Annotated in this window: 21 protein-coding genes; 10 read left to right on the plus strand and 11 right to left on the minus strand. The window is 60.8% G+C overall.

Going from position 1 to position 23562, the window contains the following annotated elements; genetic code table 11:
• The first annotated feature begins 22 nt into the window (after positions 1-22).
• Positions 23-730: a TetR/AcrR family transcriptional regulator gene (locus DNK50_RS11495; RefSeq protein WP_099587429.1), complete on the plus strand. Its 708-nt coding sequence runs from the start codon at positions 23-25 to the stop codon at positions 728-730.
• 144 nt (positions 731-874) lie between these two features.
• A complete protein-coding gene (gene nagZ, locus DNK50_RS11500) occupies positions 875-1885 on the plus strand; it encodes a beta-N-acetylhexosaminidase (RefSeq protein WP_099587428.1) in 1011 nt (336 codons plus the stop codon).
• Between the two features lie 80 nt (positions 1886-1965).
• Here the strand turns inward: nagZ and DNK50_RS11505 are convergent, their stop codons facing one another.
• Genes DNK50_RS11505 through mfd form a run of 3 tightly spaced genes read right to left on the minus strand, consistent with a single transcriptional unit; the run spans position 1966 to position 8693 of the window.
• Positions 1966-4656, minus strand: coding sequence for a DEAD/DEAH box helicase (locus DNK50_RS11505; protein WP_112194095.1), 2691 nt, complete (start codon positions 4654-4656; stop codon positions 1966-1968).
• Positions 4657-4665: 9 nt separating this feature from the next.
• Positions 4666-5232, minus strand: coding sequence for a CsiV family protein (locus DNK50_RS11510; RefSeq protein ID WP_099587426.1), 567 nt, complete (start codon positions 5230-5232; stop codon positions 4666-4668).
• 11 nt (positions 5233-5243) lie between these two features.
• A complete protein-coding gene (gene mfd / locus DNK50_RS11515) occupies positions 5244-8693 on the minus strand; it encodes a transcription-repair coupling factor (protein ID WP_112194096.1) in 3450 nt (1149 codons plus the stop codon).
• A 340-nt stretch (positions 8694-9033) separates the two neighbouring features.
• On the opposite strand from mfd, the gene DNK50_RS11520 reads away from it, so the two are divergent.
• Positions 9034-10497 (plus strand): glyceraldehyde-3-phosphate dehydrogenase, encoded by a 1464-nt coding sequence (locus tag DNK50_RS11520; RefSeq protein ID WP_099587424.1) that lies wholly within the window; start codon positions 9034-9036, stop codon positions 10495-10497.
• 174 nt (positions 10498-10671) lie between these two features.
• On the opposite strand, the gene DNK50_RS11525 is transcribed toward DNK50_RS11520, so the two are convergent.
• Positions 10672-11205 (minus strand): chalcone isomerase family protein, encoded by a 534-nt coding sequence (locus tag DNK50_RS11525; RefSeq protein ID WP_099587423.1) that lies wholly within the window; start codon positions 11203-11205, stop codon positions 10672-10674.
• A gap of 214 nt (positions 11206-11419) precedes the next feature.
• On the opposite strand from DNK50_RS11525, the gene sthA reads away from it, so the two are divergent.
• On the plus strand, positions 11420-12814 hold the full coding sequence (sthA, locus tag DNK50_RS11530) for a Si-specific NAD(P)(+) transhydrogenase (protein ID WP_003189670.1): 1395 nt from the start codon (positions 11420-11422) through the stop codon (positions 12812-12814).
• A 42-nt stretch (positions 12815-12856) separates the two neighbouring features.
• Here sthA and DNK50_RS11535 read toward each other — a convergent pair whose 3' ends face one another.
• Positions 12857-13579: a glycerophosphodiester phosphodiesterase family protein gene (locus tag DNK50_RS11535; protein WP_099587422.1), complete on the minus strand. Its 723-nt coding sequence runs from the start codon at positions 13577-13579 to the stop codon at positions 12857-12859.
• A gap of 44 nt (positions 13580-13623) precedes the next feature.
• Entirely contained in the window at positions 13624-14202 is a 579-nt protein-coding gene (locus DNK50_RS11540; RefSeq protein WP_112194098.1) for a PilZ domain-containing protein, read from the minus strand.
• Positions 14203-14296: 94 nt separating this feature from the next.
• Here DNK50_RS11540 and DNK50_RS11545 point away from each other — a divergent pair, with 94 nt between their 5' ends.
• Genes DNK50_RS11545 through DNK50_RS11555 form a run of 3 tightly spaced genes read left to right on the plus strand, consistent with a single transcriptional unit; the run spans position 14297 to position 17543 of the window.
• Positions 14297-15547, plus strand: a complete 1251-nt coding sequence (locus DNK50_RS11545; protein WP_099587420.1) for a lipoprotein-releasing ABC transporter permease subunit — start codon at positions 14297-14299, stop codon at positions 15545-15547.
• 7 nt (positions 15548-15554) lie between these two features.
• Complete coding sequence (lolD, locus tag DNK50_RS11550) at positions 15555-16238, plus strand: lipoprotein-releasing ABC transporter ATP-binding protein LolD (RefSeq protein WP_024074097.1); 684 nt, start codon at positions 15555-15557, stop codon at positions 16236-16238.
• Between the two features lie 60 nt (positions 16239-16298).
• Entirely contained in the window at positions 16299-17543 is a 1245-nt protein-coding gene (locus DNK50_RS11555) for a lipoprotein-releasing ABC transporter permease subunit (protein WP_099587419.1), read from the plus strand.
• Positions 17544-17596: 53 nt separating this feature from the next.
• On the opposite strand, the gene DNK50_RS11560 is transcribed toward DNK50_RS11555, so the two are convergent.
• On the minus strand, positions 17597-18952 hold the full coding sequence (locus DNK50_RS11560; protein ID WP_112196922.1) for a heavy metal sensor histidine kinase: 1356 nt from the start codon (positions 18950-18952) through the stop codon (positions 17597-17599).
• Positions 18949-19629 (minus strand): heavy metal response regulator transcription factor, encoded by a 681-nt coding sequence (locus tag DNK50_RS11565; RefSeq protein ID WP_099587418.1) that lies wholly within the window; start codon positions 19627-19629, stop codon positions 18949-18951. Before DNK50_RS11565 ends, DNK50_RS11560 begins: the two co-directional genes overlap by 4 nt.
• 156 nt (positions 19630-19785) lie before the next feature.
• Here DNK50_RS11565 and DNK50_RS11570 point away from each other — a divergent pair, with 156 nt between their 5' ends.
• Both DNK50_RS11570 and queF read left to right on the plus strand, forming a co-directional pair.
• Positions 19786-20298, plus strand: a complete 513-nt coding sequence (locus DNK50_RS11570) for a plastocyanin/azurin family copper-binding protein (RefSeq protein WP_099587417.1) — start codon at positions 19786-19788, stop codon at positions 20296-20298.
• 125 nt (positions 20299-20423) lie between these two features.
• Positions 20424-21254, plus strand: coding sequence for an NADPH-dependent 7-cyano-7-deazaguanine reductase QueF (gene queF, locus DNK50_RS11575; protein ID WP_112194100.1), 831 nt, complete (start codon positions 20424-20426; stop codon positions 21252-21254).
• A 59-nt stretch (positions 21255-21313) separates the two neighbouring features.
• Here queF and DNK50_RS11580 read toward each other — a convergent pair whose 3' ends face one another.
• Together DNK50_RS11580 and DNK50_RS11585 are read right to left on the minus strand one after the other, a co-directional pair.
• Complete coding sequence (locus DNK50_RS11580) at positions 21314-21580, minus strand: DUF4404 family protein (RefSeq protein WP_099587415.1); 267 nt, start codon at positions 21578-21580, stop codon at positions 21314-21316.
• A gap of 110 nt (positions 21581-21690) precedes the next feature.
• On the minus strand, positions 21691-22299 hold the full coding sequence (locus DNK50_RS11585) for a phosphatase (protein WP_099587414.1): 609 nt from the start codon (positions 22297-22299) through the stop codon (positions 21691-21693).
• 195 nt (positions 22300-22494) lie between these two features.
• On the opposite strand from DNK50_RS11585, the gene DNK50_RS11590 reads away from it, so the two are divergent.
• Complete coding sequence (locus DNK50_RS11590) at positions 22495-23184, plus strand: VacJ family lipoprotein (protein WP_099587413.1); 690 nt, start codon at positions 22495-22497, stop codon at positions 23182-23184.
• Between the two features lie 63 nt (positions 23185-23247).
• Here DNK50_RS11590 and DNK50_RS11595 read toward each other — a convergent pair whose 3' ends face one another.
• Positions 23248-23544 (minus strand): PilZ domain-containing protein, encoded by a 297-nt coding sequence (locus tag DNK50_RS11595; RefSeq protein WP_112194102.1) that lies wholly within the window; start codon positions 23542-23544, stop codon positions 23248-23250.
• Positions 23545-23562 lie beyond the last annotated feature (18 nt).

The following is a 23562-nucleotide window of genomic DNA, read 5'->3' on the forward strand; positions in this document are numbered from 1 at the left end:
GTGTTTGTCAGGCGGAGTAGTCATGGCCCAGTCGGAAACCGTTGAACGCATTCTCGATGCTGCCGAGCAATTGTTCGCGGAAAAAGGATTTGCTGAAACTTCATTGCGGCTGATCACCAGCAAGGCCGGGGTCAACCTCGCTGCCGTGAACTACCATTTCGGCTCGAAAAAAGCCCTGATCCAGGCGGTGTTCTCGCGCTTCCTGGGGCCGTTCTGCGCCAGTCTCGATCGTGAACTTGAGCGTCGTCAAGCCAAGGCCGACCACAAACCCAGCCTCGAAGAGCTGCTGGAGATCCTCGTCGAGCAGGCCCTGGTGGTTCAGCCTCGCAGCGGTAACGACCTGTCGATCTTCATGCGGCTTCTAGGCCTGGCGTTCAGCCAGAGCCAAGGCCACTTGCGGCGCTACCTGGAAGACATGTACGGCAAGGTTTTCCGTCGCTACATGTTGCTGGTCAACGAAGCGGCGCCGCGTATTCCTCCTATCGAACTGTTCTGGCGCGTGCACTTCATGCTCGGTGCGGCAGCGTTCAGCATGTCCGGGATCAAGGCATTGCGTGCGATTGCCGAGACCGATTTCGGCGTTAACACCTCCATCGAACAGGTCATGCGCCTGATGGTGCCGTTTCTCGCCGCCGGCATGCGCGCCGAGACCGGCGTGACCGACCCTGGCATGGCCGCCGCGCAACTGCGCCCACGCAGCAAATCTGCACCAGCCCCCGCCAAGGTTTGACGGTGCCGGGTGTGCGCGGCAGCTTGCATCCGCTAAGCTAGCCGCCATGTCGAATTCAGCTATTTACTCGCAACCCGTTGTGCTTGCTGCGCTTATCGCGTGAAGCAAGGGCAACGGGTTGTTTGCGTTATTTAAGGAAGGTTTATGACTGCTGCCCTGCAAGGTTCTTTGATGGTCGACGTTGCCGGTACCTGGCTGACGGCCGAGGATCGCCACTTGTTGCGCCAGCCTGAAGTGGGCGGCCTGATCATTTTTGCGCGCAATATCGAGCACCCGCGCCAGGTGCGGGAGTTGAGTGCGGCGATTCGTGCCGTGCGCCCAGACCTGCTGCTGGCCGTCGATCAGGAAGGCGGTCGTGTACAGCGCCTGCGCCAGGGATTTGTGCGCCTGCCGGCCATGCGCGCACTGGCGGACAACTCCAACGCTGAATACCTCGCCGAGCAGTGCGGCTGGGTCATGGCCACGGAAGTGCTTGCCGTCGGCCTGGACCTGAGTTTCGCCCCGGTACTCGACCTGGACTACCAGCGCAGCGCCGTGGTCGGCACCCGTTCCTTCGAGGGCGATCCCGAGCGTGCCGCCGTGCTCGCGGGCGCCTTTATTCGTGGCATGAACAGCGCCGGTATGGCCGCCACGGGCAAGCACTTTCCGGGTCATGGTTGGGCTGAGGCCGATTCCCACGTCGCCATTCCCAATGACGAACGCAGCCTGGAACAGATTCGCGCCAATGACCTGGTGCCTTTCGCACGCCTGAGCAAGCAGTTGGCAGCAGTGATGCCGGCGCACGTCATCTACCCACAGGTTGACGCCCAGCCCGCCGGCTTCTCGCGCCGATGGTTGCAGGACATCCTGCGCGGCGAGCTGCAATTTGACGGCGTGATTTTCAGCGATGACCTGTCCATGGCTGGTGCCCATGTGGTTGGCGATGCGGCCAGTCGTATCGAAGCGGCATTGACGGCCGGTTGTGACATGGGGCTGGTGTGCAATGATCGTGCAGCAGCCGAGCTTGCTCTGACTGCGGCGCAGCGGATGAAGGTCACACCGTCTGCCCGTATTGCGCGGATGCGCGGGCAAGGGATTGCTTCGGCGGAGTACAAGCAGGATCCGCGCTGGTTGGCAGCGCTTAGGGCGTTGCGGGATGCCCAGCTGATCGACTGAAGACTGAGTCGCTTCTATCGGGGGCAAGCCCCCTCTCACATTTGTATGTGGGGGGCTTGCCCCCGATGGCGATCCGCCAGTCAGCGCTTCTCTTGCTTATTGGGCAGCGGCGCAAACAACGCTTCAATATCCTCGTTGCCCAACTGCCAATCCCCGGTGGTTCGTCCATCCAGCACACCCGCCGCCAGATCGGACTTTTCTTTTTGCAGGTGCTGGATTTTCTCTTCCACCGTGCCTCGGGCAATCATCTTGTAGACGAACACCGGCTTCTCTTGCCCGATGCGATACGCACGGTCGGTCGCCTGGTTTTCCGTTGCGGGGTTCCACCACGGGTCGTAGTGGATCACCGTGTCTGCTTCTGTGAGGTTCAGGCCTACACCGCCGGCCTTCAAACTGATCAGAAAAATCTGCAACTTGCCGCTCTGGAAGTCCTTCACCGGCGTGCGCCGATCCCGGGTTTGGCCGGTGAGCAGTGCGTAGGCAATGCCGCGCTTTTTCAGTTCGACTTCGATCAGGCTCAGCATCGAGGTGAACTGGGAAAACAGCAGGATCCGCCGGCCTTCGGCAAACAGCTCGTCGAGCATGTCCAGCAGGCTGTCGAGCTTGCCCGAGCTGCTGCCACGGGCGGGCAGGGTGGCGTCGTTGACCAGGCGCAAGTCGCAGCACACCTGGCGCAGCTTGAGCAGCGCTTCAAGGATGATGATCTGGCTGCGCGCCACACCTTTGCGGGTGATCTCGTCGCGGACCTTCTTGTCCATGGCCAGGCGCATGGTTTCGTACACATCGCGCTGGGCTTCGTTGAGGTCGACCCAGTGGATGATTTCGGTCTTGGGCGGCAATTCTGTCGCCACTTGTTCCTTGGTGCGGCGCAGCAGGAAGGGTTTTATCCGACCGTTGAGATGCTGCAATCGCACTTCGCTGGCGCGCTTTTCGATGGGCACGCGGTAGTCACGGTTGAAGCTTTTTACGTCGCCCAGCCAGCCCGGCAGCAGGAAGTGGAACAGCGACCACAGCTCGCCCAGATGATTTTCCAGCGGCGTGCCACTCAGGCACAGGCGCTGTCGTGCATTCAACTCACGCGCTGCCTGGGCCGCTTTGCTCGACGGGTTCTTGATGTATTGGGCTTCGTCGAGGATCAGCACATGCAAGGGCAGGGCAGCGAGGGTGTCGATGTCCTTTGGCAGCAGCGCGTACGTGGTAAGCAGCAGGTCATATTCCTGCAGATTGGCGAAATGTTTCTTACGTGTCGCGCCGTACAGGGCTTGCACCCTGAGTTGCGGAGTGAAGTGGGCTGCCTCGTCGAGCCAGTTAGGAATCAGGCTGGTGGGCATCACCACCATGCACGGTCGATCCAGGCGCCCGGCGATCTTTTCGCTGAGGATATGCGCCAAGGTCTGTAGGGTTTTGCCTAGGCCCATGTCATCCGCAAGAATCCCGCCGACGTCCAGCTGGCGCAGCGACTGCATCCAGCTCAGGCCTTCCAGCTGGTACGGGCGCAAAGTCGCGTTCAAGCCTTCGGGCGCGACGCAGGTGAAGTCCTTGATATCCCGCAGACGTTGGGCAAAGTTGCGGATCTTCTCACCGCCTTCCCATTGCAGCGGCAGGTCTTCCAGCGGGTTCAACCGAATCGCATCGGCCTTGGCCAGGCGCAGCGTGGTGGTGCCGGCTTCCTGTAGGTAAAACTCGCCAAGCGTCGCCAGTACTGGCTTCAGGCGTCCGTAAGGCAATGCCACTTGCAGTGGGCCGTGGCCGTTGGGCAGGCCAGGAATGTTCACCAGGATCAGTTCGTCATCGCGACGGCGTGCGAGTTTCTCCGGGTTGAGAATCTCGGTGTGAGAGCGCATCAGGTTCAGCAGAATCGGCAACAGGCTCAGCCGTTCACCGTTGACGATGATCCCCAGTTCCAGGTCAAACCAGTCGCGCTCCGGCCCTTCGTCGACGGTGGCGTACCAGTCGTCCACCGTGCTCAGGTCGAAACCGAAATCCTCATCGATCTGCAACTCCCAACCTTCGGTGCGCAAAGTGGGCGAAACGTTGAGGGTGAAGTTCAGCCAGGCACTGTCATTGACCATCTCGAACAGCTCGCCAGCGCTTTCCGGCAGTGCCTTGCTCTGGCGTGTGGCGATCTTGAAGCCCAGCAGGCGCAGTTGTTCGCGATAGGGTTGTTCCAGCCCCGGGTGGCGCTTGATGCGCAGGCTCTGGGTTTCCTGGCGTACGATAATGTCGGCGTTCTTTTGCCCGCTGACATAGTGGCCCAAGTAGTTGAACGACAGCGCCGCACGGTGCTGGATATAGCGCTGCATCCTGCCGTTGCGCGGTTCGAACGCACTGAACTCGACACTCGCCAGCCACAGGCGCGGGATCGGCAGCACGTCTTCCATCACCACCTGCGGTAACACCACGCGGTTGTCCAGCACAGCCTGGAGCTTCTCCAGCAGCTCGGCATCCTGGGCGGCGGCCGGGTAGGCCAGGGTTTCCTGGACCTTGAGCAAGACGGCGGCGATATGTTTGCAATTGGTATGCACCGGGCAGGTGCAGCGGCTGTCCACCAGGATCAGCGAGCCCTTGGCCGATTCGCGCAGCGAGATGGTCTGTCGGTAAACGTTGCCGCCCGAGCCTTCGCAGTTGGCGATGATGGTGCTGTCACCGGATTCGACGATGCGTACCCGATTCTCCAGCGCATAACGTCGCCCGCGCTCCAGGCTCTGCTCTTTGAAGCGATTGGCCCACGAAGGGGCCAGGGGTTTGGTCAACGACGACGTCTGGGGCATGGCGCTGGATCAGTCCTGAATGTCAGGCGGGGGTGCGCTGGGCGGCTTGGCGGTCAGCGAAGTGATCTTGATCAGCAGTGCGAGGTGACCACCATCCAGGTAGTTGAGCTGGTTGTTCTTGGTGCGCACGTCGGTCTGGTTCAGGTGCTCGCTGGCAATCACGCTGCCGTTGCTGTCGAACTGATTGACCCAGAATTGCGCGTCGATATCGGTAAAACGCCCCAGTTGCAGGTTCAGCGTGCCCTCGATAGGGAACTGGCCGAACTGTTCCTGGCCGTCGGTGATCGCGATTTTGACCGGTTGTTCGCCGAGGTTCTGTTCCCAGGCCTTGTGCGCCAGCACGGTGTAGCTGTTATCGGCGCTGAGCTTGTCGACGATGTTGTTCAGGCGCGGCGGGCTCATTTTATCGCCCAGGCGCACGGCCCCGGCATCCCAGTTTTCCGGCGCGGCGCGGCTGTTGATCACCGGTTCCGCATTTTGGCGCACCAGGATCATTTCTACCTGGTAGGGGCTGTCGGCAAATGCCGAAGGCGCCAAGACCACCAACAACAAGCTCAGCATGCGGAACAGGCGCATTGGGGCGTCCTTCAAACAGATTTCGGGATGAGGCGCTCAAACAGCGCCTCCAGGGTATTAAAGCGTTCTTCGGCGCGTTCCATCGGCACCATGAACTTGAACAGCGTAGCCCCTTCGAACTTGTAGCGGTTGGGCTGGCCCTGGATCAGCTTGATCAGCACCAACGGGTCTACCGGCGTCTGCGCTTCGAACTCAATACGCCCGCCCTGCGGCCCAGCGTCGACTTTCTTTATACCGAGCTGCTCGGCCTGCAATTTAAGCAGGGTCAGGCGCACCAGGTTCTTGGTCGGTTCCGGCAGCAGGCCGAAGCGGTCGATCATCTCAACCTGCAAGTCCTTGAGGCCTTCTTCGTCGGTGGCCGAAGCGATGCGCTTGTACAGGATCAGCCGTGCGTGCACGTCCGGCAGGTAGTCTTCGGGAATCAACGCCGGCAAGCGCAGGTTGATTTCCGGACCGCCGCCCAAGGGTTGGTCAAGGTTCGGTTGCTCGCCCTTGCGGATGGCTTTCACCGCACGTTCGAGCATCTCCATATAGAGGGTGAAACCCACTGCCTGGATCTGCCCGCTCTGGCCGTCGCCCAGCAGTTCGCCGGCGCCACGGATTTCCAGGTCGTTGGTGGCCAGTACAAAACCGGCGCCGAGGTCCTGGGTGTTGGCGATCGCTTCCAGGCGCTTTTCGGCGTCGGACGTGATCTGTTGGCGCGGCGGCGTCAGCAGGTAGGCGTAGGCCTGGTGGTGACTGCGACCGACGCGGCCACGCAGTTGGTGCAACTGCGCCAGGCCGAATTTATCGGCGCGCTCGATGATGATGGTATTGGCGCTCGGCACGTCGATACCGGTCTCGATGATGGTCGAGGCGATCAACACGTTGAAGCGCTTGTGATAGAAGTCGCTCATCACCTGTTCGAGTTCACGTTCGCGCATCTGCCCGTGGCCGATGGCGATCCGCGCTTCCGGCACCAGTTCGGCGAGGTCGGCGGCGCATTTCTCGATGGTTTTCACGTCGTTGTGCAGGTAATACACCTGGCCGCCGCGCAGCAATTCCCGCAGCAGGGCTTCTTTTACCGTGCTTTTGTTCTGCTCCATGACGAAGGTGCGCACCGAGAGGCGGCGCGCCGGCGGCGTGGCGATGATCGACAGGTCGCGCATGCCCGACACCGCCATGTTCAGCGTGCGTGGGATCGGCGTTGCTGTGAGCGTAAGAATATCGACTTCACTGCGCAGGGCTTTGAGCTGCTCTTTCTGGCGCACGCCGAAGCGGTGTTCTTCGTCGATGATCACCAGGCCCAGGTTCTTGATCTTTACGTCGTCCGACAGCAGCTTGTGCGTGCCGATCACGATGTCGATCTTGCCTTCGGCCAAATCGGCGACGGCAGCGTTCACTTCCTTGGCCGACTTGAAGCGGCTCATCACTTCGACGGTCACCGGCCAGTCGGCAAAGCGGTCGCGGAAGCTGTTGTAGTGCTGCTGGGCGAGCAGGGTGGTCGGCACCAGGATCGCGACCTGGCGGCCACCGTGTACGGCGATAAAGGCGGCGCGCATGGCCACTTCGGTCTTGCCGAAACCCACGTCGCCACACACCAGGCGGTCCATCGGCTTGGGCGCGAGCATGTCGGCGCGCACGGCTTCGATGGTGGTTTGCTGGTCCGGGGTTTCTTCGAACGCGAAGCCGGCGCTGAAGGTGGCGTAGTCGGCTTTCGGGTCGGCGAAGGCATAGCCTTCGCGGGCGGCGCGGCGGGCATAGATGTCGAGCAGCTCGGCGGCAACATCGCGAACCTGCTCGGCAGCCTTGCGCTTGGCCTTCTGCCAGGTCTCGGAGCCCAGGCGGTGCAACGGCGCCAGGGCGTCGTCGCTGCCGGTGTAGCGGGCAATCAGGTGCAGGCTGGCGACCGGCACGTAGAGCTTGGCGCCCTCGGCGTATTCCATGGTGAGGAATTCGGCGGCCTGGTTATCGATCTCCAGGGTCTGCAAGCCGAGGTAGCGACCCACGCCGTGGTCGATGTGCACCACCGGTGCGCCTTCGCGCAGTTCGGTGAGGTTTTTGATGACTGCGTCGTTGTTGGCGTCGGCACGTTTTTCGCGACGGCGACGCTGCATCACGCGCTGGCCGAACAGTGGGCTCTCGGCAATCAACGCCAGCGCCGGGTCATCCAGCAGCAGGCCTTCGTCGAGTGGGGCGATGGTGATCGCCAGGCGCTCTTTGCCTTTTACAAAATCCGGCCAGCTGTCGACGGTTTTTGGCCGCAGCTTCAGGCGCTCCAACAACTCCAGCAGCACTTCACGGCGGCCGGCGGACTCGGCGGTAAACAGCACGCGGCCTGGGAAGTCACTGATGAAGTTGGACAAGGCCTCCAGGGGCTGCGTGGCTTTGGCTTGAATCGCCAAGTCCGGCAGCGTTGCCGCCGGGAAGCGCTCACGGCTGCTTCCGGCTTCCACATCCTGCTGGCTGGCCACCACGCGCGGCCAGTTTTTCAGGCGGGCGAAGCAGTCTTCCACCGGCAGGAACAGCTCGGCCGGCGGCAATAGTGGACGGGACGGGTCGACGCGGCGCTCTTCGTAACGGTTGCGCACGTCGTTCCAGAAGTTTTCCGCGGCTTGCTCGATGCCCGGCAGCGAGAACACTTGGGTGTCCTGGGGCAGGTAGTCGAACAGGGTCGAGGTTTCGTCGAAGAACAACGGCAGGTAGTACTCGATACCGGCCGGGGTAATCCCGCTGCTCAAGTCCTGGAAGATCGGGCAGCGACGGAAGTCGACATCGAAGCGTTCACGAAAGCGCGCCTTGAAGCGGGTGACCGCGTCCTTTTGCAGCGGGAATTCCCGTGCGGGCAGCAGCTTGACCGAGTCGACCTTGTCGATGGAGCGTTGGTTTTCCGGATCGAAGGTGCGCAGGGTCTCGATTTCGTCATCGAACAGGTCGATGCGGTACGGCAACTTGCTGCCCATCGGGAACAGGTCGATCAGCGCACCGCGCACCGCGAACTCACCGTGCTCGTACACCGTGTCCACGCAGCGGTAGCCGCTGGCTTCGAGGCGCGTGCGCATCTGTTCCACGTCGAGCTTCTGGCCGATATCCAGCACCAGGCTGCTGCCCAGCAGGAACTTGGTCGGGGCCAGGCGATGCAGCGCCGTGGTAATCGGCACCACCAGCACGCCGTGGGCCAGTTCCGGCAGACGGTACAGGCTGGCGATGCGCTGGGAGATGATGTCCTGGTGCGGTGAGAACAGGTCATAGGGCAGGGTTTCCCAGTCGGGAAAATGCAGCACCGGCAAATCGGGGGCGAAGAAGCTCAGCTCCTGCTCCAACCGTTCGGCACTTTGGCTGTCGGCGGTGAGCAGCAGGGTAAAGCGCTTGGCTGCGCTGGCAGCCTCGGCAATGGCCAGGCTCAGGGCGGCACCGGGCAGATTGCCCCAGTGCTGTTTACCTGCCGCGGCAGGGAGTAGCGGTAGACGCAGAACGGGCACGGAAGGTTGAGCTCCAAGCGTTGCGACAAAGTCGGTAATTGTAACGGGCCAAGGTGCCGCCTGTCAGTTGCTGACTGTGCCTATTACGGTTTGTAGGAAATGTAGTGGCTAAGACAAACAATGGCGTGTTTTGACTCAATATGTAGTGCCAAAAAGCGCGAATGTTTAGGAGGGTTACGGACAAGTCGGACGACTCGTCCAACTAGTGGCCTTCTGGAACCCGCGTATTTACTGGGCTGCAGCGGGGCGGTATTTTTTAGCAAGGACTTTTTGTTGGCTGGCGCGCATTGCGACGAGGGCGGTCGGGCGGCATAATGTAGCCCCTTTTTTCAGCCCCTACATGTGGAAGGTTCCCGTGACTCAGAAGCCCGACCAGTGTCTTGGTGAATGGATCGACCGTGAAGCACTCGCAGAAGCGATGATCCCGCTTATCGGTCAGCTGTACCGCAATAACAATGTGGTGAGCTCGATCTATGGCCGCAGCCTGATCAACCAGTCCGTCATCGCGATTCTCAAGGCGCACCGCTTTGCGCGCCATCGCTCTGCCGACGACAGCGAACTCTCCGTCCACGAAACATTCCCACTGCTCAAGGCCATGAGCGAGCTCAAGCTCGGCGCGGCCTCGGTAGACCTGGGCAAGTTGGCGTACAAATTCCGCAAGGAAGGCGCCGGCCGCACCGCCGAGCAGTTCGTGCGTGAAGAAATGGCCGATGTGGTTGGCCAGCAAAACGCAGCAGCCCGCAAAGGCACTGACGTTGTGTTGTACGGCTTCGGTCGTATCGGCCGCCTGCTGGCGCGTATCCTGATCGAAAAAACCGGTGGCGGCGACGGCCTGCGCCTGCGTGCCATTGTTGTGCGCAAAGGCGCCGACAACGACCTGACCAAACGCGCCAGCCTGCTGCGCCGCGACTCGGTACACGGTCCGTTCAACGGCACCATCGTCATTGACGAAGAAAACAACACCATCACCGCCAACGGTAACCTGATCCAGGTGATCTACGCGAAGAACCCGTCCGAGGTGGATTACACCCAGTACGGCATCAAGGACGCCCTGCTGGTGGACAACACCGGCGTATGGCGTGATGCCGAAGGCCTGGGCCAGCACCTGGCTTGCCCTGGTGTTGATCGCGTTGTTCTGACCGCGCCTGGCAAGGGCAAGCTGAAGAACATCGTGCACGGCATCAACCACGGTGAAATCACCGCTGACGACAAGATCGTCTCTGCCGCTTCCTGCACCACCAACGCCATCGTGCCGGTGCTCAAGGCTGTGAACGACAAGTTCGGCATCGTCAACGGTCACGTCGAAACCGTTCACTCGTACACCAACGACCAGAACCTGATCGACAACTTCCACAAAGGCGATCGCCGTGGCCGTAGCGCCGCGCTGAACATGGTTATCACCGAGACCGGTGCTGCTACCGCTGCTGCCAAGGCGCTGCCTGAGCTGGCCGGCAAGTTGACCGGTAACGCGATCCGCGTTCCTACGCCAAACGTGTCGATGGCCATTCTCAACCTGAACCTTGAGACTGCCGCCAGCCGTGAAGAGATGAACGAGTACCTGCGCTACATGGCGCTGCACTCCGATCTGCATAAGCAAATCGACTTCGTCAATTCCCAGGAAGTGGTATCCACCGACTTCGTCGGTTCGCGCCACGCCGGTGTGGTGGATGCCGAAGCAACCATCAGCCAGGACAACCGTGTTGTGCTGTACGTGTGGTACGACAATGAGTTCGGCTACAGCTGCCAAGTGGTTCGTGTGATGGAAGACATGGCCGGGGTCAACCCGCCTGCGTTTCCGCGCTAAGCATCAGCAGTAGATGAAAAAGCCCCGACTGGTTCGGGGCTTTTTTATGGCTGTGGGTTTTGTGTTGTCTGTGAGGGCCTCATCGGGGGCAAGCACCCTCCCACAGTTTGATTTGTGAATATATTCAAGTGTGGGCGGGGGCTTGCCACCGATAGCGGTCGTTCAGCCGACGCATCAATTGAGCAACTGCCCGCGCAAGCTGTCCGACAACCCCTTCGGCGCCAGCCAGATACCCATATAGGCTTTCGCCAATTCAGTATCTCGACTGCTGAACACCACCTGGCCATTGATCTCCAAGTTCAAACCGCGCCCCGACCGAAAATCCAGGGCGTAACGATCCCCGCTGCGGATATTGCGAAAGCGCGCATGCAGTTGATCCAGCTCAGGCTTCAAACGAGCACTGGCTTGCTGGCGCTCCAACGTCGCGGTGGCGGCCTTTATCACATCGTTGCGGTCGATGTCGCGAAAGTAATACAGCACAAGGCGCAGGTCCTGTTGTTGTGACCAGGCCTGTCTGGCGCTCACATCCGCAGAGGCATACAACGCGGCAGCGTACACATCGGCCCACAGGTAGGTGAGCACCGCCTGGTTTTTGCGGGCCAGGCCCTCGAACTGTGCGGGGAAATCAGCCTGCTTGAGTCGGTCGGCGTCATTGGCGTGAGCCGTGATCGACATCATCAGCATCAAACAGATAAAGAGTTGTCGCATAATGGCTCATCCTGAAATTGGCGCTGATTTGCGTCATGTAGTATGGCAAGACTGGCCTACGACGCGACCAAGGGTTAATGTGCGCGGCGTTGACCCTTATATAGACTGTGCCCCGGTTCACACACTTGAGCCAAATTGTCCTTCATGACCGCTGGCCGCGGCATGATTTAGCCAGGCGTCCAACCGTACGCCTGGCCTGTTCTGAGGAGTACGCATGGCTGTCTACAACTACGACGTGGTGGTACTGGGTTCCGGCCCGGCTGGAGAAGGTGCGGCGATGAACGCCGCGAAGGCAGGGCGCAAGGTGGCGATGGTCGATAGCCGTCGCCAGGTCGGCGGTAACTGCACCCACCTGGGTACCATCCCGTCCAAGGCCTTGCGTCACTCGGTCCGCCAGATCATGCAGTTCAACACCAACCCGATGTTCCGGGCCATTGGTGAGCCGCGCTGGTTCTCGTTCCCGGACGTGCTCAAGAGCGCCGAGAAAGTCATCTCCAAACAAGTGGCTTCGCGTACCGGCTACTACGCCCGTAACCGCGTCGACCTGTTCTTCGGCACCGGCAGTTTTGCCGACGAGCAAACCGTCGAAGTGGTCTGCGCCAACGGTGTGGTCGAGAAGCTGGTGGCCAAGCACATCATCATTGCCACCGGGTCGCGTCCGTATCGTCCGGCGGACATCGATTTCCACCACCCGCGTATCTACGATAGCGACACCATCCTGAGCCTGGGCCACACCCCGCGCAAACTGATCATCTACGGCGCCGGCGTGATTGGCTGTGAATACGCCTCGATCTTCAGCGGCCTGGGTGTATTGGTGGAACTGGTGGATAACCGCGACCAGTTGCTGAGCTTCCTCGACTCGGAAATTTCCCAGGCGTTGAGCTACCACTTCAGCAACAACAACATCACCGTGCGCCACAACGAAGAGTACGAGCGGGTCGAAGGCCTGGATAACGGTGTGATTCTGCACCTCAAATCCGGCAAGAAGATCAAGGCCGACGCCTTGCTGTGGTGCAACGGTCGTACCGGCAACACCGACAAGCTGGGCATGGAAAACATCGGGGTCAAGGTCAACAGTCGTGGCCAGATCGAAGTGGATGAGAACTACCGCACCTGCGTGCCGAACATTTACGGCGCTGGTGACGTGATCGGCTGGCCAAGCCTGGCCAGTGCGGCACATGACCAGGGCCGTTCGGCCGCTGGCAGCATTGTCGACAATGGCAGCTGGCGCTACGTGAACGACGTACCGACCGGGATCTACACGATTCCCGAGATCAGCTCGATCGGCAAGAACGAGCACGAGCTGACCAAGGCCAAGGTGCCTTACGAAGTGGGCAAGGCGTTCTTCAAGAGCATGGCGCGTGCGCAGATCGCCGGCGAGCCCCAGGGCATGCTGAAGATCCTGTTCCATCGCGAGACCCTGGAAGTGCTCGGCGTGCATTGCTTCGGCTACCAGGCTTCGGAGATCGTGCACATCGGCCAGGCCATCATGAACCAGCCGGGCGAGCAAAATACCCTCAAGTATTTTGTGAACACCACGTTCAACTACCCGACCATGGCTGAAGCCTATCGGGTAGCGGCCTACGATGGCCTCAATCGGCTTTTTTGAGCGGCTCCGGCCGGTGGCCTGAGCCGGCCGGGGAGACCGATTTCAGTAATTCCCGAGAGTGGCAGTGGCCAAACCGGGAAAGTCTGTAATCAGGCTATCTACGCCGAAGTCGGCGAGCCTGCGCATCAGCGCAGGTTCGTTGACCGTCCACACCGACACATGCAGACCCTGGCGCTGGGCTTTCTCCAGACGTTCAGGGGTGCACAGCGTCCAGTTCAACGCCAGATACTCACAGCCATAGTTCTGCGCGACCTTCAGCGGGTCGAGCCAGGCGTATTCGGCCACCAGTCCACGTGACAGGTCCGGGGTGAGATCAACCGCCGCTTTCAACACTTCCCGCGAGCTTGAGGTCACGGTGACCTTGTCCATCAAGCCGAAACGTACCGCCATCTCGCGGATTGCCAGCACCGTAGTTGCGGCGCGGGTGCGCGAGGCGCTTTTGACTTCCAGTTGCCAGTGATCGAAGTCGCATTGTTCGAACAGCTCTTCCAGACGTGGGATCGGGCAGGGTTTGACCCAGCCTGGGCCGCCTTTGCGGGCGTCCATCTTCACCAGGTCTGCCGCCGAATACTCGACGACCTTGCCGCGCCGGTCGGTGGTGCGCTTGAGGGTCGGGTCGTGGATGACCATCAGCTCGCCGTCCATGGACAGGTGCAGATCCAGTTCGCAGCGGCGTACGCCGTGCTTGAGGCACTCCTGGAAGCTGGTCAGGGTGTTTTCCGGTGCTTCGCCTTTGGCACCGCGGTGGCCGTAAATCAGGGTCACAGTTGCTCCTATGCGCCAGGCTGGCTGGCGGAGTGAATACGAATTCAGAGATCGTCGCTTTGTTCCCGCGCCAGGCGGCGTTCCTGGGCCTGTTTCTGCAGGATGTAGCGGGCCAGCAATTGGCGCTGGGCATCGGTCATGGACTCGAATTCCGTGCCTACGTCAAAGCCATCGCCCTTGGGATCGCAATGGGTGACCCGCGCCCGCAGCAGCAGGCCGAGCGCCTGGGGCATCAGTACCAGCTTGACCGCCAGATGGATGCCGGTGGCCAGCGGGGCAGGGTGCTGGAAGTCGATGCCGCCTTCGGAGATGATCACCGGCTGCGGTGCGCCCACCTCGTCCAGCAGGCCGCGCGCCATGATCTGGCTGAGCAGGTCCACGCGTTTGTTCTGCACACGCAGGAAGGCGGCGAGGGTGCGGTCCTTTTCACTCAGTTGGCGCAGCAGGTGCTGGGCTTCGAACTCGCTCAGGTGCAGCTCACTGAGCAGGTTGAACAGCGGGGAATCATCCAGCAACACTTCCTTGCTCGCCGCTTCGGGGGCCGACAGGCTTTTGATTTGGAGTGCGATCATGTCGTCGATACGGTAGTATTCGCGGCGCTCTTCTTCATCTAATGTCGACATGGCGAACCCCAGGTAACGGTAATGGTCAGAGTGTAAAGCTGCTTACCAGACCCCGCCACCGGGACGTCTTCTTTTCCTCCGAACAAGCCCCGACATGTTCAGACCTCTCTTCGTATTTATTGGCACGCGTTATACCCGTGCAAAGCGCCGCAATCATTTTGTGTCGTTCATTTCCTTGACCTCGATGATCGGGCTCGCCTTGGGCGTGGTCGTGATGATTGTGGTGCTGTCGGTGATGAACGGCTTCGATCATGAGATGCGCACCCGCGTGCTGGGCATGGTGCCCCACGCGACCATCGAGTCCGGTGAGCCGATTAACGACTGGCAAAGCCTGGCCGCCAAGGTCAAGCAGAACCCCAAGGTCGTCGCCGTTGCGCCGTTTACCCAGATGCAGGGGCTGCTGACCCATGATGGCAAGGTGCAGAAGATCCTGCTCAATGGCATCGACCCGGCCCAGGAACGTAACGTGTCGATCATCGACAAGTTCATGTTGCAGGGCAAACTCGACGACCTGGCCCCCGGCAGCTTCGGCATCGTGATCGGCGACAAGGCGGCGGCCAAGCTCGGCGTGGGCCTTGGCGACAAGCTGACCTTCGTCGCGCCGGAAGTCACCGTGACCCCGGCCGGCATGTTCCCGCGCATGAAGCGCTTTACCGTGATCGGCACCTTCCACGTGGGCGCTGGCGAAATCGACGGCTACCTCGGCCTGACCAACCTCACCGACCTGGCCCGCCTGCAGCGCTGGCAGCCGGACCAGGTGCAGGGCCTGCGCCTGAAGTTCAGCGACCTGTTCGACGCCCCGCGCGGCGCCTGGGACATTGCCCAGCACTTGGGTGAAACCCAGTATTACGCCCGTGACTGGACCCGTACCCACGGCAACCTGTACCAGGCCATCCGCATGGAAAAAGCCATGATCGGCCTACTGCTGCTGCTGATCGTCGCTGTCGCCGCGTTCAATATCATCTCCACGCTGGTGATGGTGGTGAACGACAAGAAAGGCGATATCGCCATCCTGCGTACCCTTGGCGCCACGCCGGGGCAGATCATGGCGATCTTTATGGTGCAAGGCACCGTGATCGGCGTGGTCGGCACTTTGATCGGCACCGCGGTGGGCATTCTGGCCGCGCTGAACGTCAGCGCCGCCATCGCGTTGCTAGAGAAAGTGATCGGCCACAAGTTCCTCAACGCCGACGTCTACTTCATCGACTACTTGCCGTCCCAGGTTCAGGCCCAGGACGTGTTGATGGTGGGCGGCGCTGCGTTGGTCCTGAGTTTCCTTGCCACCCTGTATCCAGCCTGGCGCGCGGCACGTACCCAGCCAGCACAGGCCTTACGTTATGAGTGAATCGGGCATGAGTGAAAAAGCAATCCTGAGCTGCCGCAACCTGGGCAAATCCTACGAGGAAGGCCCGGAGTCGGTGGTGGTGCTGTCCAACCTGCAACTGGAACTGCATCCGGGCGAACGCGTGGCGATCGTCGGCAGTTCCGGCTCCGGCAAAAGTACCTTGCTGAACCTGTTGGGCGGCCTTGATACGCCGTCCCAGGGCAGCGTGTGGCTGGCCGGCGAAGAGTTGTCGGCCTTGAATGAAAAGGCCCGAGGCCAACTGCGCAATCGTTCGTTGGGTTTTGTGTATCAGTTCCACCACCTGCTGCCGGAATTCACCGCCCTGGAGAACGTGTGCATGCCGCTGCTGATCGGCAAGACTGCGATCCCTGAAGCCCGTCAGCGTGCCAAGGCGCTGCTGGAGCGCGTCGGCCTCGGCCATCGCCTGGAGCACAAGCCGGCCGAGCTGTCCGGCGGCGAGCGCCAGCGTGTGGCAATTGCCCGCGCCCTGGTGAACAACCCAGGCTTGGTAATGCTCGACGAGCCCACCGGCAACCTCGACTCCCACACCGCCCAAGGCATCAAGGACTTGATGCTGGAACTGAGCACCCAGATGCGCACCGCGTTCCTGGTGGTGACCCATGACATGAGCATGGCCCGCCAGATGGACCGCGTGCTGCACCTGCAGGAAGGTCATCTGGTCGCCATCTGACCCGTTTCAAGCCCGACGCCTGGCGTCGGGCTTTTTCAATTTTTCAGGCGGTGCCCGCGAATGTTCAGACCGTTATCGATTTTCATCGGCACGCGCTATACCCGCGCCAAGCGCCGCAATCGTTTTGTTTCATTTATCTCGATGACCTCGATGATCGGCCTCGCCCTGGGCGTGTTGGCGATGATCGTGGTGCTGTCGGTGATGAACGGCTTCCAGCGCGAAATGAGCTCGCGCATCCTCGGCATGGTGCCCCACGCCACTATCGTCGGTGTGAACCCGATTGATGATTGGCAGCCGGTGGCCGCCGCCGCGATGAAGAATCCACAAGTCACCGCTGCGGTGCCATTCACGCAGATGGACGGCATGTTTTCCTACAAGGGCGCCATGCAGCCGATCGAGATCAGCGGCGTTGACCCGGCCCAGGAAGGCAAGGTGTCGATCGTGGCCCAGCACATCGTGCAGGGCAAACTCGAAGACCTGAAGCCCGGCGAGTTCGGCGTGGTGGTCGGCGAAATCACTGCACGGCGTTTTCGCTTGAATGTGGGCGACAAGCTCACGCTGATCGTGCCGGAAATCAGTACCGCGCCAGGGGGTATCACCCCGCGTATGCAGCGCTTGAACGTGGTCGGGATCTTCAAGGTCGGCGCCGAGCTGGATGGCTCCATGGCGTTGATCCACATGGCTGACGCGGCGGAAATCCAGCATTGGCAGCCGAACCAGGTGCAGAGCGTGCGTCTGGCCGTGAAGGATTTGTACGCGGCGCCCAAGGTGTCGACGGACATTGCCACCGGCCTCGGCGCGGCCTACAAGGCGGATGACTGGACCCACACCCAGGGCAGCCTGTTCAGCGCGATGAAGATGGAAAAGACCATGATCGGCCTGTTGTTGCTGATGATCGTTGCCGTGGCGGCGTTCAACATCATCGCTACGTTGATCATGGTGGTAAACGACAAAGGCGCGGACATCGCGATCCTGCGCACCATTGGTGCCACGCCCCGGCAGATCATGGCGATCTTCATGGTGCAGGGCACTGTGATTGGCATTGTCGGCACCTTGATCGGCGGCGTGTTGGGCGTGATTGCAGCGCTGAACGTGAGCGAACTGGTGGGCTGGGTCGAGCGGGTGAGCGGGCAGCATATCTTCAGTTCTGATGTGTATTTCGTCAGCAACCTGCCTTCGGAGCTGCAGGGTGGGGATGTGCTGCTGATCTGCACGGCGGGCTTTGTGTTGAGCTTTTTGGCGACGTTGTATCCGGCGTATCGGGCGGCGAAGATTGAGCCGGCGCATGCCTTGAGATACTCCTAGTGTTTTAGACCGCTATCGGGGGCTTGCCCCCGATAGCGCCCGCCCAGCTTGCATCAATCCTGGTTGGGCAACTCAATCACAAACCGAGTAACCCCCGCCTCGGACTCACAAAAAATCCTCCCCCCATGCGCCCGCACAATCGACTGGGTAATCGCCAGCCCCAGCCCCGCGTGCTCGCTGCTGCCTTCATGCCGTGCCGGATCGGCCCGGTAGAACCGATCAAACAGCCTCGGCAGCACATTCGCCGGGATGCCTGCGCCGGTATTCTCCACGGTCAGTTTCGCACCCCGTTCATCTTCGCTCATGCGCACACGCACCTCGCCGCCTGCCGGGGTAAACCGCAGCGCGTTATCCAGCAAGTTCGACAAGGCCCGGCGCAACATGCCGCGATCTCCCGCTGTATGGGCAGTGCCTTCGCGCACCAGCGAGACCTGCGCGTCCTCCGCCAGCAACGCAAAAAACTCCAACAACGCCTCCACTTCATCAGCCAGTGCCAAAGGTTCGCGCTTGGGCACCAACAAACCATGATCCGCCTTGGCCAGGTACAGCATGTCGTTGACCAGTTGCGCCATCCATTGCAGCTCTTCGAGGTTGCTGTGCAGCGCCTCGCGGTAGTCCTCCAGCGGCCGCGGCTGGGTGAGGATGACCTGGGTCTGGGTCAGCAGGTTCGACAGCGGCGTGCGCAGCTCATGGGCGATATCGGCAGAGAACGCCGACAGGCGCTGGAACGCATCGTCCAGTCGTCCCAGCATGGCGTTGAAGGCCTGGGCCAGCTCAGCCAGTTCCATCGGCATATGCTGCTGAGGCAGGCGTTGGGTGAGGGAGTGGGCCGACACACTGGCGGCCACTTCACCCATGCGCCGCAACGGCCGTAACCCGCTGCGTGCAGCCCAGGCGCCGAGGAGCGCGGTGGCCAGGGCGCAGAGTCCGACCGTGAGCCAGATCAAATGCTGCATGCGTTGCAAGAAATGTTGATGGTGAGTGATGTCGAGCATCAGGCTCAGTTGCGGTGAGTCGGCTTGGCCAGCGTTGAGGGGCGCGTTGTAGACGCGGTAGTCGGTGCCGGCGTTTTGCAGGTTATGCAGGCCAGGCGCGGAGGGCAGGGTGACGCTCGGCGCATCGTCCAGCCAGCGCTGGCCGGCGTAGGTAATGCGTAGTGCAAGGTCGGGCTGTCGGTTGAGCTCAGCGCGCAGTTGCGCCTCACGTTGGCTGAAACCTTGCAGCGAGTCTACGCCCTGCAAAGTGCTGCGCAACGCCATCAGTTTGCTGTCGAGTTGCTGCTGGTCCAACTCGATAAAGTGCGCCTCACTGGCTTGATTGAACAGCACCCCTGCAATCAGCGAGACCACCGCCGTGCAGGCGGCAAACAACAGCGCCAGGCGGCTGGCGAGGGACAGGTGCTTGATCAATTGCAACGTTCCTCCAGCACATAGCCCATGCCGCGCACGGTGTGGATCAGTTTAGTCGGGAAGCTGTCATCGACCTTGAGGCGCAGGCGGCGGATCGCCACTTCGATGATGTTGGTGTCGCTGTCGAAGTTCATGTCCCACACCTGGGAGGCGATCAGCGACTTGGGCAGCACTTCGCCCTGGCGGCGCAGCAGCAGTTCCAGCAGGGCGAACTCCTTGGCGGTCAGGTCGATGCGTTGGCCGTCCCGTTCGACCCGGCGGCGAATCAGGTCCAGACGCAGGTCGGCCAGTTGCAGGGCGGTTTCCTGCGGTGCGCTGCTGCCGCGCCGCAACAGGCTGCGCACCCGCGCGAGCAGTTCGGAGAAGGCAAACGGCTTGACCAGGTAATCATCGGCGCCCAGCTCAAGGCCATGCACGCGGTCTTCTACCGCGTCGCGGGCGGTGAGGAACAGCACCGGGATATCCAGGCCCGCGCTGCGCACGGCTTGCAGGATCTGCCAACCATCGCGGCCAGGCAGCATCACATCGAGGATCAGCAGGTCGTAGTCGCCAGTCAGCGCGAGGTGCTGGCCGCTGGTGCCGTCGGCCACCAGTTCGGTGGTAAATCCCGCCTCGGCCAAGCCCTGGCGCAGGTAATGGCCGGTTTTCGGTTGGTCTTCGACGATCAGCAGTTTCATGGGCAACTCTTGGCAGCGGGTGACGAGGGGCTTTATACCGTGGAGGCGAGGGCAAGGGCGCAACCTGACAAAGTTGTAATCTAGCAGTCAGCTGGCTGGCAGCGGCGTAATCTTAAAGTGCCGCGCAGGCTGGTTTTATATTTTTGGAGAACGAAGATGACGTTGCGTACACCCCTGTTGTTGGCGGGTTGCCTGTTGGCGTTGAGTTTCAATGCGATGGCGGATGCCGCCCATACCTACGCGTTTGGTCAACCCGCTGCGGCTGACAAGGCCACGCGCACCGTGGAAGTGACGCTGCAGGACATTGCCTTTGCGCCCAAGTCCCTGGATGTAAAAGCCGGTGAGACGGTGCGCTTCGTATTGGTCAACAAAGGCCAGTTGCTCCATGAATTCAACCTCGGCGACGCGGCGATGCATGCGGCGCATCAGAAAGAAATGTTGCAGATGCAGGCTAGCGGCATGCTCACGTCCACCGGCATGGGCAAGATGGACCACAGCGCCATGGGCCATGGTGCGATGAAGCACGATGACCCGAACAGCGTGTTGGTGGAGCCCGGTAAAACCGCTGAGCTGACCTGGACGTTCAGCAAGGCCACCGGCCTGGAGTTCGCCTGCAACCTGCCCGGGCATTACCAGGCTGGCATGGTCGGAAAGCTTAACGTCGAATGACCGCAACGCGCAGTTGCCCTGCGAGCTTCAAGGCGGTATCTACGGAGGGTGTGGGTAGTGGTGCGGTTTTTGAGGCAGCGCAAAGGCTGGTAGACTGGCGCGGTTTATTTAGCCAGGTTTCCGCCATGCATCCCGCAGCCGAACATTCGCCGCTGGGCAAGTCCAGTGAATACATCAGCACCTACACGCCTTCATTGCTGTTCCCGATTCCGCGCGCCGCCAAGTGGGCCGAGCTGGGCCTGAGTGCCGCGACCCTGCCTTACAAGGGCGTGGACTTCTGGAACTGCTTCGAACTGTCCTGGTTATTGCCGTCGGGCAAGCCGGTGGTGGCCATCGGTGAATTCAGTATCCCGGCAGACTCGCCGAATATCATCGAATCCAAGTCCTTCAAGCTGTACCTCAACTCGCTGAACCAGACGGCCTTTGCCGATACCCAAAGCCTGGAAGCCACACTGCGCGCCGACCTGAGCGCCGCCGCCGGCAAGCCGGTGACCGTGCGCATCCGCCGTCTGGCCGAGATCGAGGCCGAAGGGGTGATGGCGTTGCCGGGTGTGTGCATTGACGACCTCGACATCAGTGTCAGCAACTACGAGCACCCGCGGCCGGAACTGCTGCGTTGCGATGACTCGCGGATCGTCGAGGAGAGCGTGCACAGTCATCTGCTCAAGTCCAACTGCCCGGTCACCAGCCAGCCGGACTGGGGTAGCGTGGTGGTGGAGTACCGTGGTCACGCGCTGGATCATGCGAGCCTGCTGGAGTACATCGTGAGTTTTCGCCAGCACTCGGACTTCCATGAGCAGTGTGTGGAGCGCATCTTCCTGGACTTGCAGCGTCTGCTGAAGCCGGAGAAGTTGACGGTGTATGCGCGGTATGTGCGACGCGGCGGGTTGGATATCAACCCGTATCGCAGTACGGAGGATGTGCCGTTCCAGAATGTGCGCCTGGCTCGTCAGTAAGTAAATGTGGGAGGGTGCCCCCTCCCACATTTTAGTGTTGTCCTTGGCTTGGGTTCGGGTTAGATGCCCATATTGCCCAAGGTGATCATGATATTGCGCAGCGTCCCGGAAATCACCGGGTGCTCCTCATCGAACTCTATGGCCGCTTTATTCACATCGTCGGAAATGCTGGGTGTTTGAGTGGCAGGTTCCATCTCCAGCTGTACGTTGAACTTGGCGATCAGCTCTTCCAATGCTTGACGTTTCTCGGGGGGCAACTCGGGATGGTTCTCCAGTTGCTCACGCACAATATCGGCCTGCTGTTGTAATTTCTCGCGATCAGGCATGACGTTCTTCCTTTTATCGATAGGCACTGGCATAGACCGCGGCACGCCGAGAAAGGTCTACGGGCTGACCTGCAGATTAATCCACCGGCGCCGACTGTGCATGATCTCGATCAGGGCTTTTCGCCTTTGAGCTGGCGCAGGCTGATGTCCGCCAGGCAGGTGCCGAGTTCGCCGAGGTGGTCGATCACCGAATGTACGCCCAGCCCATACAGCGCCACGGTGGCTTTACCACGCTTGTGTTCCCGTTCCTTGTCGCTCAGCGCTTGCCATTGCGCGGGTGGCAGTCCGCATAGCGAGCCGCAGGAGGCGAGGCCGATGGTCCACAGCCCGGCGTTGAGCCCCGATTGCAGCAATCGCGGTTCGCCACTGACCAGTACGCAGCCTTCAAGGCGTTGAATGTTCAGTTCCATCAAGGCTTCCCAACAGGCATGGGGCGCGGGCCAGCGGATGGAAGAGGGAGAGGCGGCCTTGAGCCAACCAGGTAATACGGCGGCCAATGGTGTGGTCACCGAAGGCGGCAGCTCATCCAGCCAGGCGCAGGGGACACCTTGTTCCTTGAGGCTGCGCAGGATTTTCAGGGCGCCGGGCGTGGCTTGGGAGTCCTGGGAGGGTGAATCGGTACGCGCCTGGGAACCAAAGTCCACCAGGCAACCACTCAGGCCAAACAGAACAGCAGTCAAGGCGGGTGCGCTGGCGATGGCTATCTCGGCGTGAGGCATGTCGACATCCCTGAAATAGCTGTGACGCTATCGGGGTCGGATGACAAGCCGATGACAGGGAGGTTAATTGTAGGAATTTTGTCCATTTTCTGTGTGTCGTTTCCTGACGACTGCCTAAATGGACGCTTCCGTCATATACTGACGGCCTCATTCAGGGCATAGCGCCCATGACAGACCATTCAAGGAGCAAAAGCTATGCGCTGGAGCCATTACTTCGCTCAGCTGTCGGTGTGTGCCACCGTCATGCTGGCCCCGTTCGCTGCCCAGGCTGCGACGGAAGATGATCCATGGGAAAGCGTCAACCGCCCGATCTTTACCTTCAACGACACCGTTGATACCTATGCCCTCAAGCCTTTGGCCCAAGGGTATGAGTGGATCACGCCGCAATTTGTCGAAGACGGTATCCACAACTTCTTCCGCAATATCGGCGATGTCGGCAACCTGGCCAACAATGTGCTGCAACTCAAGCCGCATAACGCAGGCGTTGATACGGCGCGTTTGCTGGTCAACACCACCTTCGGCGTGCTGGGCTTCATTGATGTCGGCACCAAAATGGGGCTGCAACGCAGCGATGAAGACTTCGGTCAGACCCTGGGTTACTGGGGCGTGGGCAGCGGTCCCTACGTGATGCTGCCTTTGCTGGGCCCGAGCACACTGCGTGATGCACCGTCCAAATACGTCGACAGCTACACTCAACCGTATCGCTACATGAACGATATTGGCTGGCGCAACAGCACCATGGGCCTGAACATTGTCGATACCCGTGCCAGCTTGCTCGACAGTGAGAAGCTGATCACCGGCGACAAGTACACCTTCATTCGTAACGCCTACCTGCAGAACCGTGAGTTCAAGGTCAAGGATGGCAAGGTCGTCGACGACTTCTAAGCCGTGATGTTTTGAAATGAAAAAAAGGCGACCTTTGGCGGTCGCCTTTTTTATGCGCGGGTTTCAGCGCATTTTCAGGATCTTGAGGCCTAGGTGCTGGTTTTCGCCCTCGTTCTTGGCCCATACCACTTGGGTATCTGCTTCCAGGCCGGCAAGGGCTGCATGCTCCGAATCGATGCGTACGGTCAGTTTACCTCCCACGATGAACTGGCGGGGTGCCTGCACCTGCATCCCAGAGCTGGAAAGGTCCACACAAACCCCGGCAATCTCCTGGCCGGCGTGGATCAAAGACACCTCGGCATCCACTCGCATGCGGATGAAATCGCGTTTTTCGGCGTAGTCGCGCTCGTGTTCGCTCATGGGTTCCATCCTTACTTT

The organism is Pseudomonas sp. LG1E9 (assembly GCF_003290225.1).
In the GTDB taxonomy this organism is placed as follows: Bacteria; Pseudomonadota; Gammaproteobacteria; order Pseudomonadales; family Pseudomonadaceae; genus Aquipseudomonas; species Aquipseudomonas cyclaminis.

Bases quoted from the DNA above. Each gene is read 5' to 3' on its own strand.
- DNK50_RS11495 (WP_099587429.1), top strand. From the start codon at position 23: ATGGCCCAGTCGGAAACCGTTGAACGCATTCTCGATGCTGCCGAGCAA.
- nagZ (WP_099587428.1), top strand. From the start codon at position 875: ATGACTGCTGCCCTGCAAGGTTCTTTGATGGTCGACGTTGCCGGTACC.
- DNK50_RS11505 (WP_112194095.1), bottom strand. From the start codon at position 4,656: ATGCCCCAGACGTCGTCGTTGACCAAACCCCTGGCCCCTTCGTGGGCC.
- DNK50_RS11510 (WP_099587426.1), bottom strand. From the start codon at position 5,232: ATGCGCCTGTTCCGCATGCTGAGCTTGTTGTTGGTGGTCTTGGCGCCT.
- DNK50_RS11520 (WP_099587424.1), top strand. From the start codon at position 9,034: ATGTGGAAGGTTCCCGTGACTCAGAAGCCCGACCAGTGTCTTGGTGAA.
- DNK50_RS11525 (WP_099587423.1), bottom strand. From the start codon at position 11,205: ATGCGACAACTCTTTATCTGTTTGATGCTGATGATGTCGATCACGGCT.
- sthA (WP_003189670.1), top strand. From the start codon at position 11,420: ATGGCTGTCTACAACTACGACGTGGTGGTACTGGGTTCCGGCCCGGCT.
- DNK50_RS11540 (WP_112194098.1), bottom strand. From the start codon at position 14,202: ATGTCGACATTAGATGAAGAAGAGCGCCGCGAATACTACCGTATCGAC.
- DNK50_RS11545 (WP_099587420.1), top strand. From the start codon at position 14,297: ATGTTCAGACCTCTCTTCGTATTTATTGGCACGCGTTATACCCGTGCA.
- lolD (WP_024074097.1), top strand. From the start codon at position 15,555: ATGAGTGAAAAAGCAATCCTGAGCTGCCGCAACCTGGGCAAATCCTAC.
- DNK50_RS11555 (WP_099587419.1), top strand. From the start codon at position 16,299: ATGTTCAGACCGTTATCGATTTTCATCGGCACGCGCTATACCCGCGCC.
- DNK50_RS11565 (WP_099587418.1), bottom strand. From the start codon at position 19,629: ATGAAACTGCTGATCGTCGAAGACCAACCGAAAACCGGCCATTACCTG.
- DNK50_RS11570 (WP_099587417.1), top strand. From the start codon at position 19,786: ATGACGTTGCGTACACCCCTGTTGTTGGCGGGTTGCCTGTTGGCGTTG.
- queF (WP_112194100.1), top strand. From the start codon at position 20,424: ATGCATCCCGCAGCCGAACATTCGCCGCTGGGCAAGTCCAGTGAATAC.
- DNK50_RS11580 (WP_099587415.1), bottom strand. From the start codon at position 21,580: ATGCCTGATCGCGAGAAATTACAACAGCAGGCCGATATTGTGCGTGAG.
- DNK50_RS11585 (WP_099587414.1), bottom strand. From the start codon at position 22,299: ATGCCTCACGCCGAGATAGCCATCGCCAGCGCACCCGCCTTGACTGCT.
- DNK50_RS11590 (WP_099587413.1), top strand. From the start codon at position 22,495: ATGCGCTGGAGCCATTACTTCGCTCAGCTGTCGGTGTGTGCCACCGTC.
- DNK50_RS11595 (WP_112194102.1), bottom strand. From the start codon at position 23,544: ATGAGCGAACACGAGCGCGACTACGCCGAAAAACGCGATTTCATCCGC.